The following is a 15,181-nucleotide window of genomic DNA, read 5'->3' as shown; positions in this document are numbered from 1 at the left end:
TTAATAAGAGTCTTCAACAAAATTGACCGCTGGAATTCCTAGACTATTTAATAATTCTGTAGTCATTCGACCATTAACTGTTAATGCTTTATCAACTTGATAATTTGCAATAGCTTTCCTTGTGTTTTTACCCAAATCACCATCAATTTTTCCGGAATAATAACCGAGTCGTAGTAAAGACATTTGTACACGTTTCACCTGTAGCACACGAGCTAATACCGGGTCTTCTGTTGCTCCAGTATTAACTGAAGTAGAGTTGCCATAGAAAGGATTAGAGGCTGTATCAGTCCGTGTAGGTACATTACTATATGTTTTTACAGTTATATTTGAACTTTTTTTCGCAGTTGAAGTAGTCCCAGCATATGAACTACTTGTACTTGGTGCACTATAAGTCGGTACAGAATAGGTTGGAAGTTTAGAACTTGAATAGCCCGAATAACCAGTACCAGAATAATGACTCGAATGACTTGAGTGGCTACGATGACTTGAGTGACTTCGATGTGCAGCAAACACATTTTCGTACTCATAATTGAGAGGACGAATTGATACTGGCTCTAAGTTATCATAAGAATCAACAGTCACATTCGCCATTGCTTCCGCTTTATTATGAACGATTGGAGCTGATACAGCAAAAAGAGCTAACGATTTTATAAATTTACTCAAGTTTCCACCGCCCCAAAAAATAATAAGATACTAATTAATAAATATATTATGCAATTTAAGTTTTCATAATATCAACAAGTTTAATTGGCGACAACGTAGATGGCATCCATCCTGATTTGTACCAACTAAATAGTCCACAACAATCAGCTTTAATTTCACAACTATTACATACATCATCATATGTATTTTTCCAATCAGAAATACTTTTTGCTGCATATTGCCATAAGCTTTGCGGCAAACAGCATAGCGGAATATTCATTAAAATTAACCGAGTTTTAGTACTTAGCAATAAATCCACTGCCGCATTTAGTTGATCCCACCAGTCCTTAATATCAACTTGGCTAAGTTCCTTATTCGCAAGTGCAAAACCAATAGGTTCACATCCAATCAGAGCGACCTCATTCACAAATGGAAGATTGGTTCGTATATAGGTACAAAGATCAATTAAGTTCTCCAATACAGGCTTAACTAAAACAATTCTTAACTGTATCGGTTGTTCGTAATGCTGGAGGACATATAGACCTTCTAGTGTTTCTTCAAAAGCCGAATGTTGCTGCACGACAAAGTCATGTAAAAGATCTGCGTGACCATATAATGGGATAAGCCAATTCACTTTTGTTTCAAGATTAGATAACACTGATTTAGCTATCTTAGGATTACTCAACAAGCGACCATTCGTTAATACATCAATCTTGGTTGTAGGAAATTTATTATGAATGGTATCGATGATTAACCTTAACTGAGTATCTAGTAGTAATGGCTCACCACCTGTTAAACCAATATTCATCGGTTCATAGCTGAGATGATCAATAATTTCTAATGCTTGTTGTACTAACCATGAATCATCATGCTTAGTAGGTGGCTGAGAGCACATGATGCAATAGTTATTACATCTGTTAGTTAAAAACAAAGTATGGTGAGTATCACTTGCTCTCAAAAGTACGCTTAGGTTCTTTTTATATGGATCAATAGTAACCACGTCATTTGATTCTAGTGCTTGTTGTTCTGGAATAAAGAGATTATTTGCACCAACCCTTTCGAGCAAGTCTGAGCTATAAATTGAATAAAGATTATCTAGCCCAGCCTGAATATATCGATCAAAGATTTCAACTTCCTGGATATTAGTAACTGGCACTAAAATAGATTGATTAGGCAACCACTCTCCATCTAAGTTATCCAGATTAAGTACCCTAAAGATTTGTGGGGTATGTTTTGTGACTGAGTCTAGTTTTATTTTTCTCATACTATCTACTTACTAAAGGCCCACTGATTTGCTAACTTTCTAAACTTGTCAGAATTTTGGTACTTGTTAAATATCAAATCGAACAAACCCATGTAACGCCTACAATGACTGGTTAAATGTGTTGGTGGAGTCATCGTTTTGAATTCGTTATAAGCACTGATAGGATCAGGCCCACAATACGGTAGATAAGCACATTGACTACAACTCGGATCATTGAAATTCAAACTCGAAGTAATGATATTTCTTTGTAGATCCGAGCTTAACAATTGAGATAAAGGTTCACCAATTTTACCTAAGCGTAAAGAAGTGTCCCCTGTTTCTTTTAGCATACGAGATTCATCACTAGGGTATACGTATCCATCATAGTTATAGACAATACACCCTAATCCAGCGCCGGATGGACTTTGGAGATCAATATAACCTTGATCAAATGGAGAAAGGATTTTGTTTAATAAAATTGCTGAATGAACTTCTATTAGTTCATATCCTCTATCATTCCAATGAATGACACGTTCCAATGCTTTCTCATAAAAATCTAAGAACTCAGCGTGAGTTGGGGCAAGTCGCTTTGAGTTCTTCTTAGCAAATCCATAATCACTCAAACCACGAATAAAAATATCCTTAAATCCTAATTGAACATATGCATCTACAATCTCACTAGGATAATTCAAGCTTTTACGTGTAGTCGTCATTAATGCAGAAACTGAGTCTTGGCCTAATTCTTGACGTGCTAGTTCTAAGCCTTCAATAGTTCTTTCATAAGCATCTCGATTAGCAATCGGTCTATTCTTATTATGTAAGTCTTCAAGACCATCAATACTTGTAGACAATACCACTTGATGTTCTTTGAAAAATAAACACATTTCAGAGGTTAACTGGTGCAATGTTGTAGTTACCACAAAACGAATAGATCTATTGTGCTCTTTGTTTTTTTCAGTAATGTATTCAATAGCAAGTTGTACTAAATCATATTTGATTAGAGGATCTCCCCCTTGGAACTCAACTGTTAAAGTATCTGATGTACTTTCAAAGATAGTATCGCAGGCCAAGAGTAAATCTTTTCTAGAAATAGTGAACTCATCTCCTGCTTGCTGGCGACTGACTTGGCAGTAAGAACATGAGTGCATACATTGAATCGTCACAACAATAATATGGAGCGAAGTTCCTTCTAGAATTGTTGATTTTTTTGCATGTAACCTTGAAGTTAAAGCTCGCTTTGAACCAATAGCATTTTGACTCATCAGAAAAAATTTGGATTTCAATTTGAGATAGATATCCATATCTAATGATTCATCTTTAGCAATAATTTTTTTTAAATTATCCTGAGAAATAAACTCAAAATCACCCGTAACACTTGTTATGAGATAATTATCATCTGTCATTCGTTTAAAGTTAAATGGCATTAATTCCACATTTTTAAAAATCATTTTATTTACTTATACTTGCTAAAATAATTGCATCAACAAAAGACTTCTGTTGAGGACTAACTTGCTTATTTAACTCTTTACGTAATTTAAAATCATTTAAGAAATTAAGAATTAAATTTTTTTGATACGAATCTTCAACTTTAAAAAAGAAATGTTGAGAATCTAATCGTTCTACCTCGTATGTAATTGGGCAGAATCTCAATGCCTGTATGATTTCATCTAATGACATCTCAACATGAATATCAAAACCAAATTGTATTAATTTCTGAATCACACTTTCTCCTTTTAAGATAAATAACTTTTAGCTGAAAGAATAGTTTAAAAAAATAGATTGTTCTTTGGTATAGTAGAATTCGATAAATTCATACTTATAAATTTGTATTAAGGGGCATTACATGATTAATGATTGTGTGTTTTGTAGAGAACTCAATGGAAGCCGTGACACAAATTTTGCTACTCGATACCCAGAAATTCCGAGTAGAATTATTTACGAAACTGAATCTCTAGTAGCATTCCCTTGTATTGGGCAACTAGTAAATGGACATTTTCTTGTGGTACCCAAGAGTCATGATTCTACGCTAGCGCAAACACAAAAAAGATTAAACAATCTTAATCAAGAATTAACCCATTTACTTAAACAAGTTCATTTAATCTTAGGCTTTGAGTTAACTAACAGCTTAATTTTCGAGCATGGAGCATTAGGGCCTAATGATGGTAGTTGTGGAATTTATCACGCACACCTCCATGTTTTACCTTCAACTAGTCAAGTCGATGTAAGTGAACTTTATAATTTTCAGAATAAAGATCTCATAACTAATATTGAATCTGTACTAAAGAATACATCTATTGATAAGCCATATATTTTTGCTGGAAATTTGAAAGATGGCTTCTATCATCTACAGTTAAATGAAGCCTTGCCAAGCCAAACTCTTAGAAAAGCTATAGCTACTCAACTTGATAAAAATGAATGGGATTGGCGAAAAGCAGAACGAGAAGAAAATATGCTTTCTATCCTTGAAAAGGTAGATCTCGCATGAATACATCTCTTGCAACTAGTTTAACCCCTAACTCATTAGATGATGATCTATTAGAAAAAATTAAATTTGAATTCCGATTTGATCGTGATTTGGAGTCCAATAGAGATAAAACTCAATTAAGAATTGATCTGATTAGACAAGTAATTGATAAACATTTTAAAAAATCTTTTATAATTGATAAAGTAGATTTATATCCAGTAGCCCGTGCTGGGAAAAGCGGAAGTGAAGTCTTTTATTTCGATTACTATATTACGTCAAGTAGTATTCCCAAAAGATTTATCGCGAAATTTCAAAATAAAAAAGCTACTTTTAAAGAGAAACAAGCTGCCGAACTAGCTGAACATCACTCTCTGTGTTCGAGAGTAATTGCTGAAGAACATTCCACTAAGGATTTAGGGGTTATTATTTACGACTTAGCCAAAATACCCAATCACCAAGAGTTTCGGGGGTTTTTCCTTGATATGAAAAATTCTCATGAGGACTGTACATTAGCTCTTGATTCAGTTTTTAGAAAAGTTTGTTTAGATGTTAATAAACTAACGAAAAAGAATTTTATAGAAGACTTTTCTAGGTACTTAGAACGAAAAAATAAACCCATTGAAAGAATACAAGCTCTTATTGATTCTTCAAAAAGTTACCCAGGTATTTATCAGCTTGGTAATAATATTTTTAAATATTATTCAGACATAACAAAAAAGTTAGATTTTGAGTTTACTCCTTATTTGGTTCATGGTGATTTACATGCAAGAAACTTAATGTTAGATGCTAAACAACCAAATGATACTGAATTAATTGATTTTGGCTGGAGCCATTACGGACATCCTGCAAAAGATTTTGTCCTTATAGAAGCAACTTTAAAATATATGCTTTTATCCGAGTTACTTAAAAATATAGAACGCCCTACTCGAGAAGCCCCTCTACATATTCCTATCAACATTTATGAAAATATTGAAGATTTTCTATGTAAATATTGTTTTGATTTACCTGATTGGAATGTTTTTTTTGAAAATGTAGCATTAATTGACTCACTTGAAGATTATCAAATTAGTGCCATAAAACGTATGTATCTGTGCATCCGAACAACTCGTATATCAGCACAAAAAGTATTAAATAAATTTTGTGAAGAAAATGAAAGTCTAATTTCTGCAAAAGAAAATTATTTCGGTAGTCTATTTTTAGTTGTTTTAGGGTTAAGCGGCTACGATGAAATGGAATTAGTTTGGACATTAATTGGCTTAGATAAGATTGGAGCTTCTATATGGCCAAATCCTTAACTGTTTCAGATTTAGGTGAAATTCAATTATTAAAAGAGATATTTATTCCTGATGTAAGTTCAAATACAAAAGAAATAAATGATGATTGCGCTCACTTTCAAGCTAATGGCGACTTGCTTTGGTCTATTGATCCTTGCCCAACCCCTATGGCTAAATGGTTTGATAAGGCAACTCCTGAAGTATGGGGCTGCTATACAGCTATTATTAACTTATCTGATATAGCAGCTTCCGGGGGTAATCCGATAGGAATGTTAGTGTCCTTAGAAATCCCTGATAATACTTCTGTTGAATTTCTTAAAAGATATCAATCAGGATTAATGGCCGCTTTACAAAAAGCAGATGCGAAATTATTAGGTGGCAATGTTAAGAGTACTGCTAAGTTTGGAGCAACAGGGACGATCATAGGAACAGCGTCTGAACAGAAAATTACTCGTCATATAAAGCAAAAAAATTGTACCTTCTATTTAGTAGGTAAGTCTGGTCGTTTTTGGTCATCAGTAATTGGAAACCACTATGGTTGGGATAATCTGCCTACCACTATACAAAATGAGCTTAATATGGCTCTCTGTTTTCCAGTACCACAAACAAAAGCTGGACAAATAATTGGTTCTTTGAGCTTTGAAGTTGCATGTATGGATTGCTCTGATGGTGCAGCTAATGCTCTATTCCAGCTCGCTCACTTAAATGATTTGGATATAACTATTTACAATGATGTCCAGTGGGATCTTGATCCAAAAATCACAGGGTTTGTTTTAAATAAGAATATCAATTTAGAGAATATTTTCTATAGCTTTGGTGATTGGCAACTTGCTTGCCTTGTACCTAATGAATACGTTGATATATTTGAAAGTAAGCTGAACAATTTCACTCTTACTAAACTAGGTTACACAAAATCCGGTATAGGCCAAGTTAAGACTGAAAATAATCGTATACTTAACAAAAACTGCCTCAATCAGAACTTTTCTGGTGGATATAATTCTATTAATTCAATAGGAGATATGATCAGTAAGTTTATGGATATACCAATATTCATTGATTAAAGCATGATTAATCTATAGCCTTTTTCTAAAAATGACACTAGATGAGTCGCTTTTCTCATAAAATGTCATAGGTTGTGTCGTATTCCAATGTCATTATGTGTCGCAACGATTTATAAGTTTTTGAATTTCTGTATTCGATAATGACAGAGTATGTGTCGCATGACGCGCGTCACGCGCGTAAGACGACATATAAGTTTTCCTTAGCGACAAATGAAATTTCCTTGAAATAAAAAATAGAGCCTAATGGCTCTATTTTTTTCATTCCATATTTTTCCTTGTTTCTTTTATTTTAGTTTTCTCGAAAACTCTTGTTCCATTTTTCCAACATACACCCTCAACCCTTACCCATGAAACATTTCCATTACTTCCTTTGAGCCAAGCCCCCCCCTTTCAGAGAGATAGATAGATATAAAAGTTTTATCTTCGTTAAAGAATTTTTCCGCAGCTTTATAATTCAACAAAGTACATGTATTTGCCTCAAAACTAATATTCCTTATTACTACATTACCTTCATGGTCATCCCATGTTAAAGAGTCTTTATTAAAATTAAGATTTAGTTCATGACAAACCCAAGGTGTAGGCAAATTTAAATTGATACCATCTGATATGGATGCATCTATAGTCAAAACGCTTAATTACCCATACACTCGTTAAAGAAACGATTAAAAAGCTTATCTATTGAGTTAACCAACCATTTTTTCCTTTTTGCTTTCACCCATGCCCACATTTTTTCAATAGGATTAAGGTCAGGACTATAAGGTGATAACCAAAGTATTTGATGCCCATGTTGGGCTAATAGATCTTGTATATCTGGTCGTTTATGGAAGGTTGCATTGTCCATGACAATTACACTATTCGAGGGTAATTCTGGTAATAAAAACTTATCTATCCAAAAATGAAATACATCCGAATTTACTTTGCTATCAAATAAACCCACTGCAAATACCTTCCCCCCATGGATTGCTCCTATTGCATTGGTTTGATTTTTTTTATTATCAATCCTTTTGGCTTTAATTCCCTCAATCCACATAAACAAAGAATATGATTTAAAGCCTATTTTTAAATAGTTTAACGTCAAACTACCCAAGGCTTGATCATAAAAAGCACCATTAGCTCCCCTATGCGCTTGTTTTGGTGCAACTCTAAAAACATTTAGAATCACTCAATTAAACCCAAAACTCAACCACAACCAATTGATTTATAAAAATTATAAGCAAAAATAAATCAAATTAATTAGATTGGCATAGATTCTGCATTTTTGTATTCCATCATGTATACAAGTTGGAATGCAAAAAATGAGTCAGAACAAATGCATTGGCTGGACACTTCAAGAATGGCAAACCGCTTATCTCAACCAAGACATTCATCTTGAAGATTTAATCGACTATGTAGCGCAATTACCACAACCTGATCATGCATGGATTTCAATTACTACCACAGAAATACTTTTCCAACAAATTGAAGCCTTAAAACAAAAAGCAGATCAAGCCACAGACCTCAACAAAGAATTTCCTTTATACGGCATTCCGTTTGCAGTGAAAGATAACATCGATGTTGCTGGATTTATCACCACGGCCGCATGCAAGGCCCTGACAACTGTTGCTACGCAAGATGCGGAAACCATTCGCCTGCTTAAAAATGCAGGGGCCATTGTTGTGGGAAAAACCAATTTAGACCAGTTCGCAACGGGGCTTGTCGGGACACGCTCTCCTTTTGGTGCAGTCAGTAACACGTTTAACGCTGACTATGTCAGTGGTGGCTCTAGCTCTGGTTCAGCCAGTGTTGTAGCTCGTGGCTTGGTGCCCTTTGCACTCGGAACAGATACTGCAGGCTCTGGTCGTGTTCCTGCTGCGTTTAACAATATTATTGGGCTAAAACCGACTAAAGGCCGTTTTTCAAATCGTGGTTTATTACCAGCTTGTAAAAGCTTGGACTGTATTTCCATTTTCGCATTAACGGTAACAGACGCCGACACCATTGCCCAAATGATAGAACACTACGATGCGCTAGATGGCTATTCACGCCAGCATCCAAAGACTGCACCTGCGAAACTCTCGGCTAAACCGCATTTTGCTATTCCCCAAAAACTGGACTTCTTTGGTGATAACCAAGCTAAATATGCCTTCCAATTGGCTGTAGAACAGTTAAAAGTTCTCGGTGCTGAAATTACTGAAATTGATTTTTCAGCGTTTGAACAATTGGCAGCCCAACTCTATCAAGGCTCATGGGTGGCAGAACGTACGGCGGCGGTTGCCGAATTATTGGCTCAGCAGCCTGAGGTTTTCGATCCGACAGTGCGCACAATCATTCAAAAAGGTCATGATTTTAGTGCAGTTGATGCCTATAACGCAGAGTACTTAAAGCAAGACTTAAGCCGAAAAATTCAAGATACTTTATCCCAATTTGATGCATTGATTGTTCCTACCTCCCCAACCATTCATACCCTTGTAGAAATGGAACAATCACCGATTAGTCTGAACTCTGAGTTTGGGACTTATACCAATTTTACCAACCTCGCCGATTTAAGTGCTCTCGCCCTGCCCGCAGGTTTCCGCACCGACGATTTACCTTTCGGCATCAGCCTAATTGCACCTGCATGGTATGACCAAGCCCTGATTGAATTTGGAAAAATTTGGCAGACGCATTTGAACTTAAAACTGGGGGCCTTAGAACGCTATGCACCCATTCCAGTGCTGCAGAACTCAGTCTCTCCACATCATATCCGTGTTGCGGTGGTTGGCGCACACCTGACAGGAATGCCGTTGAACTTCCAATTGCTCACACGTGATGCTGTGCTTGTGGAAACCACACATACCGCTGAGCACTATGCCCTGTTTGCACTAAACGACACTGTCCCACCTAAACCCGGTCTAGCCCGAGTCGATGAACACGGTCAGCAGATCATTGTTGAACTGTGGGATGTACCCACCGCTCGCTTTGGAGAATTTGTCGCAGAGATTCCGACACCACTGGGCATGGGCAATGTCGAACTGGCAGACGGTCGATGGGTGAAAGGTTTTATTTGTGAGCCTTATGGCTTAAACGATGCCGAAAATATCAGTCACTTTGGCGGTTGGCGCGCCTATATCCAGCACCGTAACAATTCAAAAGTAGAACAAGCTTAGTCAAATTTAGGAATTTTAAAATGTTTAAAACTGTATTGATTGCAAACCGTGGCGAAATTGCCGTACGTGCAATTCGCACTTTAAAAAAACTGGGGATGACCAGTGTAGCCGTATATTCAGACAGTGACCGTTACGCACAACATGTCAAAGACGCGGACATTGCCATTGCCTTAGACGGCTTAAAACCATCCGACACTTATTTAAGCATTGAAAAATTGATTCAAGCTGCACAAAAAACGGGGGCTGAAGCTATTTTCCCCGGCTATGGCTTTTTATCAGAAAGTACTGAATTTGCAGAGGCTTGTGAGAAAAATAATATTGCCTTTATGGGGCCAACCGCGACACAAATTTTAGAGTTTGGTTTAAAACACCGTGCACGTGAACTTGCGGCGGCTGCACAAGTGCCTATGACACCAGGGACAGGGTTACTTGAAAGCTTAGATGAGGCAATTTCTGCGGCTACAGAGATTGGTTATCCCATCATGCTGAAAAGTACCGCAGGCGGTGGTGGTATTGGTCTTACCCGCTGTGATAATGAACAAGCCTTAGTTGAAGCCTATGAAAGCGTCAAACGTTTAGGCGCACAATTTTTTAAAGATTCGGGCGTATTTTTAGAACGATTTATTGACCGTGCACGCCATGTCGAAGTTCAGATTTTTGGTGATGGCCAAGGTCAAGTGGTTGCATTAGGCGAACGCGACTGTTCATTGCAACGTCGTAACCAAAAAGTGGTGGAAGAAACCCCAGCGGCTCATCTCCCCGAAGCCACACGTCAAAAACTACACCAAGCAGCAGTTGAACTCGGCAAATCGGTCAATTACCGCAGCGCAGGTACGGTCGAATTTATTTATGATGCTGCACGTGATGAATTTTACTTCCTTGAGGTCAATACCCGACTACAAGTGGAACACCCTGTTACTGAGATGGTGACGGGTTTAGACCTGATTGAATGCATGCTTAAAGTTGCTGCGGGCGATGCACTGGATTGGAATGCACTTAGCAATATCCAACCGCAAGGTGCGGCGATTGAAGTGCGTATTTATGCAGAAGATCCTGTTAAGAACTTCCAACCTAGCCCGGGTATACTGACCGAAGTTGCATTTCCAGACAATTGTCGTGTTGATACATGGGTTTCAACAGGAACAGAAATTTCACAATATTTCGACCCGATGATTGCCAAAATCATCGTACATGCTGACAACCGTGAACAAGCCATTGAGCAACTAAAAAGTGTGCTCTCTCAAACTCGTTTAAATGGCATCAGCACCAATTTAGACTATGCACATAGCGTGATCTCTGATGAACGCTTTGCACAAATGCAAATCTGGACACGCTTGCTAGATGACTTTGACTACGTACCGAATGTGATTGAAGTACTCCAAGCTGGCACGCAAAGCTCGATTCAGGACTTTCCGGGACGTGTTGGCTATTGGGATATCGGTGTACCGCCATCAGGCCCAATGGATGACTATGCTTTCCAATTGGCCAATCGAATTGTAGGGAATGATGCTAGCGCAGCAGGTTTCGAGTTCACCCTGCAAGGCCCAAGCCTCAAGTTCCACCAAGACAGTGTGATTGCGCTTACTGGTGCGCCTTGTCCTGCACAATTAGATAATGAAACTGTTGCATTTTGGCAACCCATTCATGTACATGCAGGTCAGGTTCTCAGCTTAGGACAGGTCGAGTCTGGTTGCCGTAGCTATTTAGCAGTTCGCCATGGACTTGATGTCCCCCTATATTTGGGCAGTCGTTCGACTTTTGCTTTAGGTAACTTTGGCGGGCATGCAGGACGCGTGCTTCGTGCAGGTGACATGATCAAACTCGTCAACACAATCCATCCAAATAGCGATACACCTTTAGCAACGCAAGAACCAGAAGCTCTATCTCCTGCACTCATTCCAAGCTACGGTAAAGAGTGGAAAATTGGGGTGCTGTATGGACCACATGGTGCACCTGACTTCTTTAAACCCGAATATATTGAAGAGTTTTTTGCCTCCCAATGGAGCGTACACTTTAACTCCAACCGTTTAGGCATTCGTCTATCAGGGCCAACACCAAGCTGGGCACGTGAAAATGGCGGTGAGGCAGGACTTCACCCATCCAATGTCCATGACTGTGAATATGCCATTGGTGCGATTAACTTCACAGGCGACTTCCCTGTCATTTTAGCCAAAGATGGGCCGAGTCTGGGGGGCTTTGTTTGCCCTGTAACCATTGCCAAAGCTGAACTTTGGAAAGTGGGTCAGCTTAAAGCCGATGATAAAATCAGCTTTTATCCTTTAACTGTTGAACAAGCCAATGCCTTAGAACAACAACAAATTGAACGAATCGAAAACTTTACCGATGCAGTACTTCATTCTGAGCCGCCAAGCAGTGATATTCCAACATCCGCAATTCTTGCCAGCTTAGAGGCAACTGACATGTCTCCACGCACGGTATACCGCCAAGCGGGGGACAGTTATATCTTACTGGAGTACGGTGACAACGTTTTAGACTTGGCGCTACGCTTGCGCGTTCACCAACTGATGCAGCTGATCCGCGCGGCTAATATTCAAGGCATATTGGAACTGTCCCCCGGTGTACGCTCGCTGCAAATCAAATACGATGGACTCACACTTCCACAGTACCAATTGATCGAATTTCTACTCAAGCTTGGACAACAAATGGGAGATTTAAGCCAAATCAAGATTCCGTCACGGATCATCCATCTCCCAATGGCATTTGAAGACAGTGCAACTTTAGGTGCTGTTGAACGCTATCAAGAAAGTGTCTGTGCCAAAGCACCTTGGCTACCGAACAATGTCGATTTTATTCAACGTATCAATGGTTTAGAAAGCCGTGAGCAAGTCAAAGAAATTATTTTCAATGCCCATTACCTCATTTTAGGCCTTGGTGATGTTTATCTCACCGCGCCCTGTGCAGTACCGATTGACCCACGCCACCGCCTATTAAGCTCGAAATACAACCCTGCACGTACTTTTACCGCTGAAGGTACTGTAGGCATTGGCGGCATGTATATGTGTATCTACGGTATGGACTCTCCGGGAGGCTACCAACTGGTCGGACGCACCCTACCCATCTGGAATAAGTTTAAAAAGAACAAACAGTTTGGCGACAAAGAATGGTTCCTAAACTTTTTTGATCAAATCAAATACTTCCCCGTATCTGAGTCAGAGTTAGAACAATGGCGTGCCGACTTTGAAAATGGACAAGCACAAATTCAAATTGAAGATACTGAATTTGACTATGCCGCGTATTTACAACTGCTTGAGGATGAAAAAGACAGCATTGCCGAATTTAGTGCACAGCAACAACACGCTTTTAGCGCTGAAGTGGGCTTGTGGAAAGAAAGTGTTGATCATCAAGAACATTTGATTGCAGAAATACCTGATGAGACCGACTACAGCGCCTATGCAGCACTACATGCTTCGATGACAGGTAATATTTGGAAAATATTAGTGGAACAAGGTCAGATTGTGAAAAAAGGTGAAACCATTGCTATCATTGAAGCAATGAAAATGGAATTACCAGTGTACGCTGCGGATGATGGTACTGTCAAAGCTATCATTTGTCGGGCTGGACAAACCGTTCATAGCGGTGAGCCTTTAATTTATATGGAATAGTACATGCCCAATATGACACGTTCAGGTTCAAGTTCAGACAATTTGTCTGAACTTGTTTACCAGCAAATTAAAAACGATATTTTTGATTTCAAATTGATGCCGGGTGAACGTTTTACCGAATCCGAAATCGCCTTGAACTATCAGGTCAGCCGCACGCCTGCGCGGCAAGCGCTATATCGATTGCAACAAGAAGGCTATGTAGAGGTAGCATTTCGTAGTGGCTGGACTGTCCGTCCGTTGAACTTACAATATTACGATGAGCTGTATGAGCTACGCATCATGATTGAGCAGTATGCAATTCGAAAGTTATGCAGCAGTGCATCTCAGCCATCGAAGGAAATGAAACATCTACACAAAATTTGGATGGTTGCACCTGAACAGTATCTATCGAGTTTAAAAGCCATGGCGAAAATTGATGAAGATTTTCACTGTGCGTTGGTTCGTGCCATTGGCAATCAAGAAATGATCAAAATTCATCAAGAGGGCAGTGAAAAAATTCGCATTATTCGTCGCCTCGATTTTTCAAAAACAGATCGGATTGAAGCCACCTATGCCGAGCATCAAGCTATTTTGAATTATATAGCACAGCAACAGACGGAACTTGCCGTTGAAAAGATCAGCGCTCACATTCAACAAAGTCGGGATGAAGTAAAAAAAATTACCTTAGGTATGCTCAGTCAGCATGCTGTTGTGAAAGCAAGTCGCTAAGCACTTGTCAACATTCCAGTCTAAAATAAAAAAGGCGCTTCATGCGCCTTTTCTTCAACCTTTTAACTTAAGCAGGAATACGTAGGACTTGGCCTGGGAAAATATCATCTGCATCTTTCAATAGCGGACGGTTGGCCTCAAAAATTTTATTGTACTGGTTGGCATCCCCATAAAACTCTTTAGAAATTTTAGATAAGGTATCGCCTGATTTTACTGTATAGAACTTACTTTCTGGTTCTGGGGTTGCAACGGTGAGTTGATCATCGACTTGTGCAACGTGGTCAATATTACCAACAGCTAAAACAATCTTTTCTTTATCAGCTTGACTCTGAACTTGCCCTTTCACGGTCGCCAAATCCGTAGTTGAGTTATAGCTAACTGAAAGTCCCGTCACAGGTAAGCCCAATGCTTTGATATGACCTAATAACTTGTTGGCAATTTCTTGAGCAGATGGCTCTGCTGGTGTGCTTGGTGCGGCTTGAGGCTCAGCTGCTGCTGTGTTTTTCTTACCAATGCCTTTAACAAAATCAAAAAGACCCATGTGTATGCTCCATCTTGTTATATCAGTGTTGTTATAGTGAATGCTCAAAAATGAGACACCCTTTTTTATACCCCAAAAAGACAACAGATTTGGTAGCGAAAAGTCCTGTTAAGGTAAAGCTTTGTAAGTTAGCCCAGTAAATATTAGATTTTAAAGGTGAGTTAGGCACTTTGCATTTTTTGAAAGGCATAAAAAAGCCACCCAAGTGGGTGGCCTTTCCATTCAGCAAAGCTGAAACAATATGGATTAACCTAGTTTCTTAGAAACGTAGTCAATCGCAGATTGTACAGTTGTGATTTCGTTAGAATCTTCATCTGGGATTGTGATGTCAAAGTCGTTTTCGAAAGACATAACAAGCTCAACAAGGTCTAAAGAGTCAGCACCTAAGTCATCCATGAAAGATGCTTCGTTTTTGATTTCTTCAGCCTTAAGACCAAGTTGTTCTGCAACTGCTTGCTTGATGCGTTGTTCGATATCGCTCACAGGAATTCTCCTCATTG

The 15,181-nt window shown here is 38.7% G+C and carries 14 protein-coding genes; 6 read left to right on the top strand and 8 right to left on the bottom strand.

Features of this window, described 5'->3' with window-relative positions:
• The 4 genes from hxsA to ACG9ZB_RS00740 are packed head-to-tail and all read right to left on the bottom strand — an operon-like array spanning position 1 to position 3,607.
• Positions 1-663, bottom strand: coding sequence for a His-Xaa-Ser repeat protein HxsA (gene hxsA, locus ACG9ZB_RS00755; RefSeq protein WP_130113992.1), 663 nt, complete (start codon positions 661-663; stop codon positions 1-3).
• 55 nt (positions 664-718) lie between these two features.
• Positions 719-1,906, bottom strand: a complete 1,188-nt coding sequence (gene hxsC / locus ACG9ZB_RS00750) for a His-Xaa-Ser system radical SAM maturase HxsC (protein WP_419323475.1) — start codon at positions 1,904-1,906, stop codon at positions 719-721.
• Between the two features lie 5 nt (positions 1,907-1,911).
• On the bottom strand, positions 1,912-3,333 hold the full coding sequence (hxsB, locus tag ACG9ZB_RS00745; RefSeq protein ID WP_130113994.1) for a His-Xaa-Ser system radical SAM maturase HxsB: 1,422 nt from the start codon (positions 3,331-3,333) through the stop codon (positions 1,912-1,914).
• 1 nt (position 3,334) lies between these two features.
• Positions 3,335-3,607, bottom strand: a complete 273-nt coding sequence (locus ACG9ZB_RS00740; protein WP_353142104.1) for a hypothetical protein — start codon at positions 3,605-3,607, stop codon at positions 3,335-3,337.
• 121 nt (positions 3,608-3,728) lie between these two features.
• On the opposite strand from ACG9ZB_RS00740, the gene ACG9ZB_RS00735 reads away from it, so the two are divergent.
• From ACG9ZB_RS00735 to ACG9ZB_RS00725, 3 genes are read left to right on the top strand one after another with little or no spacing between them, the layout of a single operon-like run.
• Entirely contained in the window at positions 3,729-4,370 is a 642-nt protein-coding gene (locus ACG9ZB_RS00735; protein WP_353142105.1) for an HIT family protein, read from the top strand.
• Positions 4,367-5,644, top strand: coding sequence for a phosphotransferase (locus ACG9ZB_RS00730; protein ID WP_353142106.1), 1,278 nt, complete (start codon positions 4,367-4,369; stop codon positions 5,642-5,644). The genes ACG9ZB_RS00735 and ACG9ZB_RS00730 overlap by 4 nt, the downstream gene beginning before the upstream one ends.
• Entirely contained in the window at positions 5,629-6,684 is a 1,056-nt protein-coding gene (locus tag ACG9ZB_RS00725; protein WP_353142107.1) for an AIR synthase related protein, read from the top strand. Before ACG9ZB_RS00730 ends, ACG9ZB_RS00725 begins: the two co-directional genes overlap by 16 nt.
• A 341-nt stretch (positions 6,685-7,025) precedes the next feature.
• Here ACG9ZB_RS00725 and ACG9ZB_RS00720 read toward each other — a convergent pair whose 3' ends face one another.
• Positions 7,026-7,310, bottom strand: coding sequence for a hypothetical protein (locus tag ACG9ZB_RS00720; protein ID WP_419323472.1), 285 nt, complete (start codon positions 7,308-7,310; stop codon positions 7,026-7,028).
• Between the two features lie 5 nt (positions 7,311-7,315).
• Complete coding sequence (locus ACG9ZB_RS00715) at positions 7,316-7,846, bottom strand: transposase (RefSeq protein WP_419323470.1); 531 nt, start codon at positions 7,844-7,846, stop codon at positions 7,316-7,318.
• Between the two features lie 133 nt (positions 7,847-7,979).
• On the opposite strand from ACG9ZB_RS00715, the gene atzF reads away from it, so the two are divergent.
• From atzF to ACG9ZB_RS00700, 3 genes are read left to right on the top strand one after another with little or no spacing between them, the layout of a single operon-like run.
• Positions 7,980-9,809, top strand: coding sequence for an allophanate hydrolase (gene atzF, locus ACG9ZB_RS00710; RefSeq protein WP_419323468.1), 1,830 nt, complete (start codon positions 7,980-7,982; stop codon positions 9,807-9,809).
• Between the two features lie 20 nt (positions 9,810-9,829).
• Positions 9,830-13,432 carry an urea carboxylase gene (uca, locus tag ACG9ZB_RS00705; protein ID WP_419323466.1) on the top strand — a complete coding sequence of 1,201 codons (3,603 nt, stop codon included), beginning with the start codon at positions 9,830-9,832 and terminating at the stop codon, positions 13,430-13,432.
• Between the two features lie 3 nt (positions 13,433-13,435).
• Entirely contained in the window at positions 13,436-14,140 is a 705-nt protein-coding gene (locus ACG9ZB_RS00700) for a GntR family transcriptional regulator (protein WP_419323464.1), read from the top strand.
• Between the two features lie 67 nt (positions 14,141-14,207).
• Here the strand turns inward: ACG9ZB_RS00700 and lysM are convergent, their stop codons facing one another.
• Positions 14,208-14,681: a peptidoglycan-binding protein LysM gene (gene lysM, locus ACG9ZB_RS00695; protein ID WP_419323462.1), complete on the bottom strand. Its 474-nt coding sequence runs from the start codon at positions 14,679-14,681 to the stop codon at positions 14,208-14,210.
• Between the two features lie 246 nt (positions 14,682-14,927).
• A complete protein-coding gene (gene acpP / locus ACG9ZB_RS00690; RefSeq protein WP_004695351.1) occupies positions 14,928-15,164 on the bottom strand; it encodes an acyl carrier protein in 237 nt (78 codons plus the stop codon).
• Positions 15,165-15,181: the final 17 nt, after the last annotated feature.

This window comes from Acinetobacter johnsonii (assembly GCF_048551975.1).
Taxonomy (GTDB): domain Bacteria; phylum Pseudomonadota; class Gammaproteobacteria; order Pseudomonadales; family Moraxellaceae; genus Acinetobacter; species Acinetobacter johnsonii_A.
Note: the sequence above shows the minus strand (reverse complement) of the source record. Positions and strands in the feature narration are given on the sequence as shown.

Bases quoted from the DNA above. Each gene is read 5' to 3' on its own strand.
- hxsC (WP_419323475.1), bottom strand. From the start codon at position 1,906: ATGAGAAAAATAAAACTAGACTCAGTCACAAAACATACCCCACAAATC.
- hxsB (WP_130113994.1), bottom strand. From the start codon at position 3,333: ATGATTTTTAAAAATGTGGAATTAATGCCATTTAACTTTAAACGAATG.
- ACG9ZB_RS00735 (WP_353142105.1), top strand. From the start codon at position 3,729: ATGATTAATGATTGTGTGTTTTGTAGAGAACTCAATGGAAGCCGTGAC.
- ACG9ZB_RS00730 (WP_353142106.1), top strand. From the start codon at position 4,367: ATGAATACATCTCTTGCAACTAGTTTAACCCCTAACTCATTAGATGAT.
- ACG9ZB_RS00725 (WP_353142107.1), top strand. From the start codon at position 5,629: ATGGCCAAATCCTTAACTGTTTCAGATTTAGGTGAAATTCAATTATTA.
- atzF (WP_419323468.1), top strand. From the start codon at position 7,980: ATGAGTCAGAACAAATGCATTGGCTGGACACTTCAAGAATGGCAAACC.
- uca (WP_419323466.1), top strand. From the start codon at position 9,830: ATGTTTAAAACTGTATTGATTGCAAACCGTGGCGAAATTGCCGTACGT.
- ACG9ZB_RS00700 (WP_419323464.1), top strand. From the start codon at position 13,436: ATGCCCAATATGACACGTTCAGGTTCAAGTTCAGACAATTTGTCTGAA.
- lysM (WP_419323462.1), bottom strand. From the start codon at position 14,681: ATGGGTCTTTTTGATTTTGTTAAAGGCATTGGTAAGAAAAACACAGCA.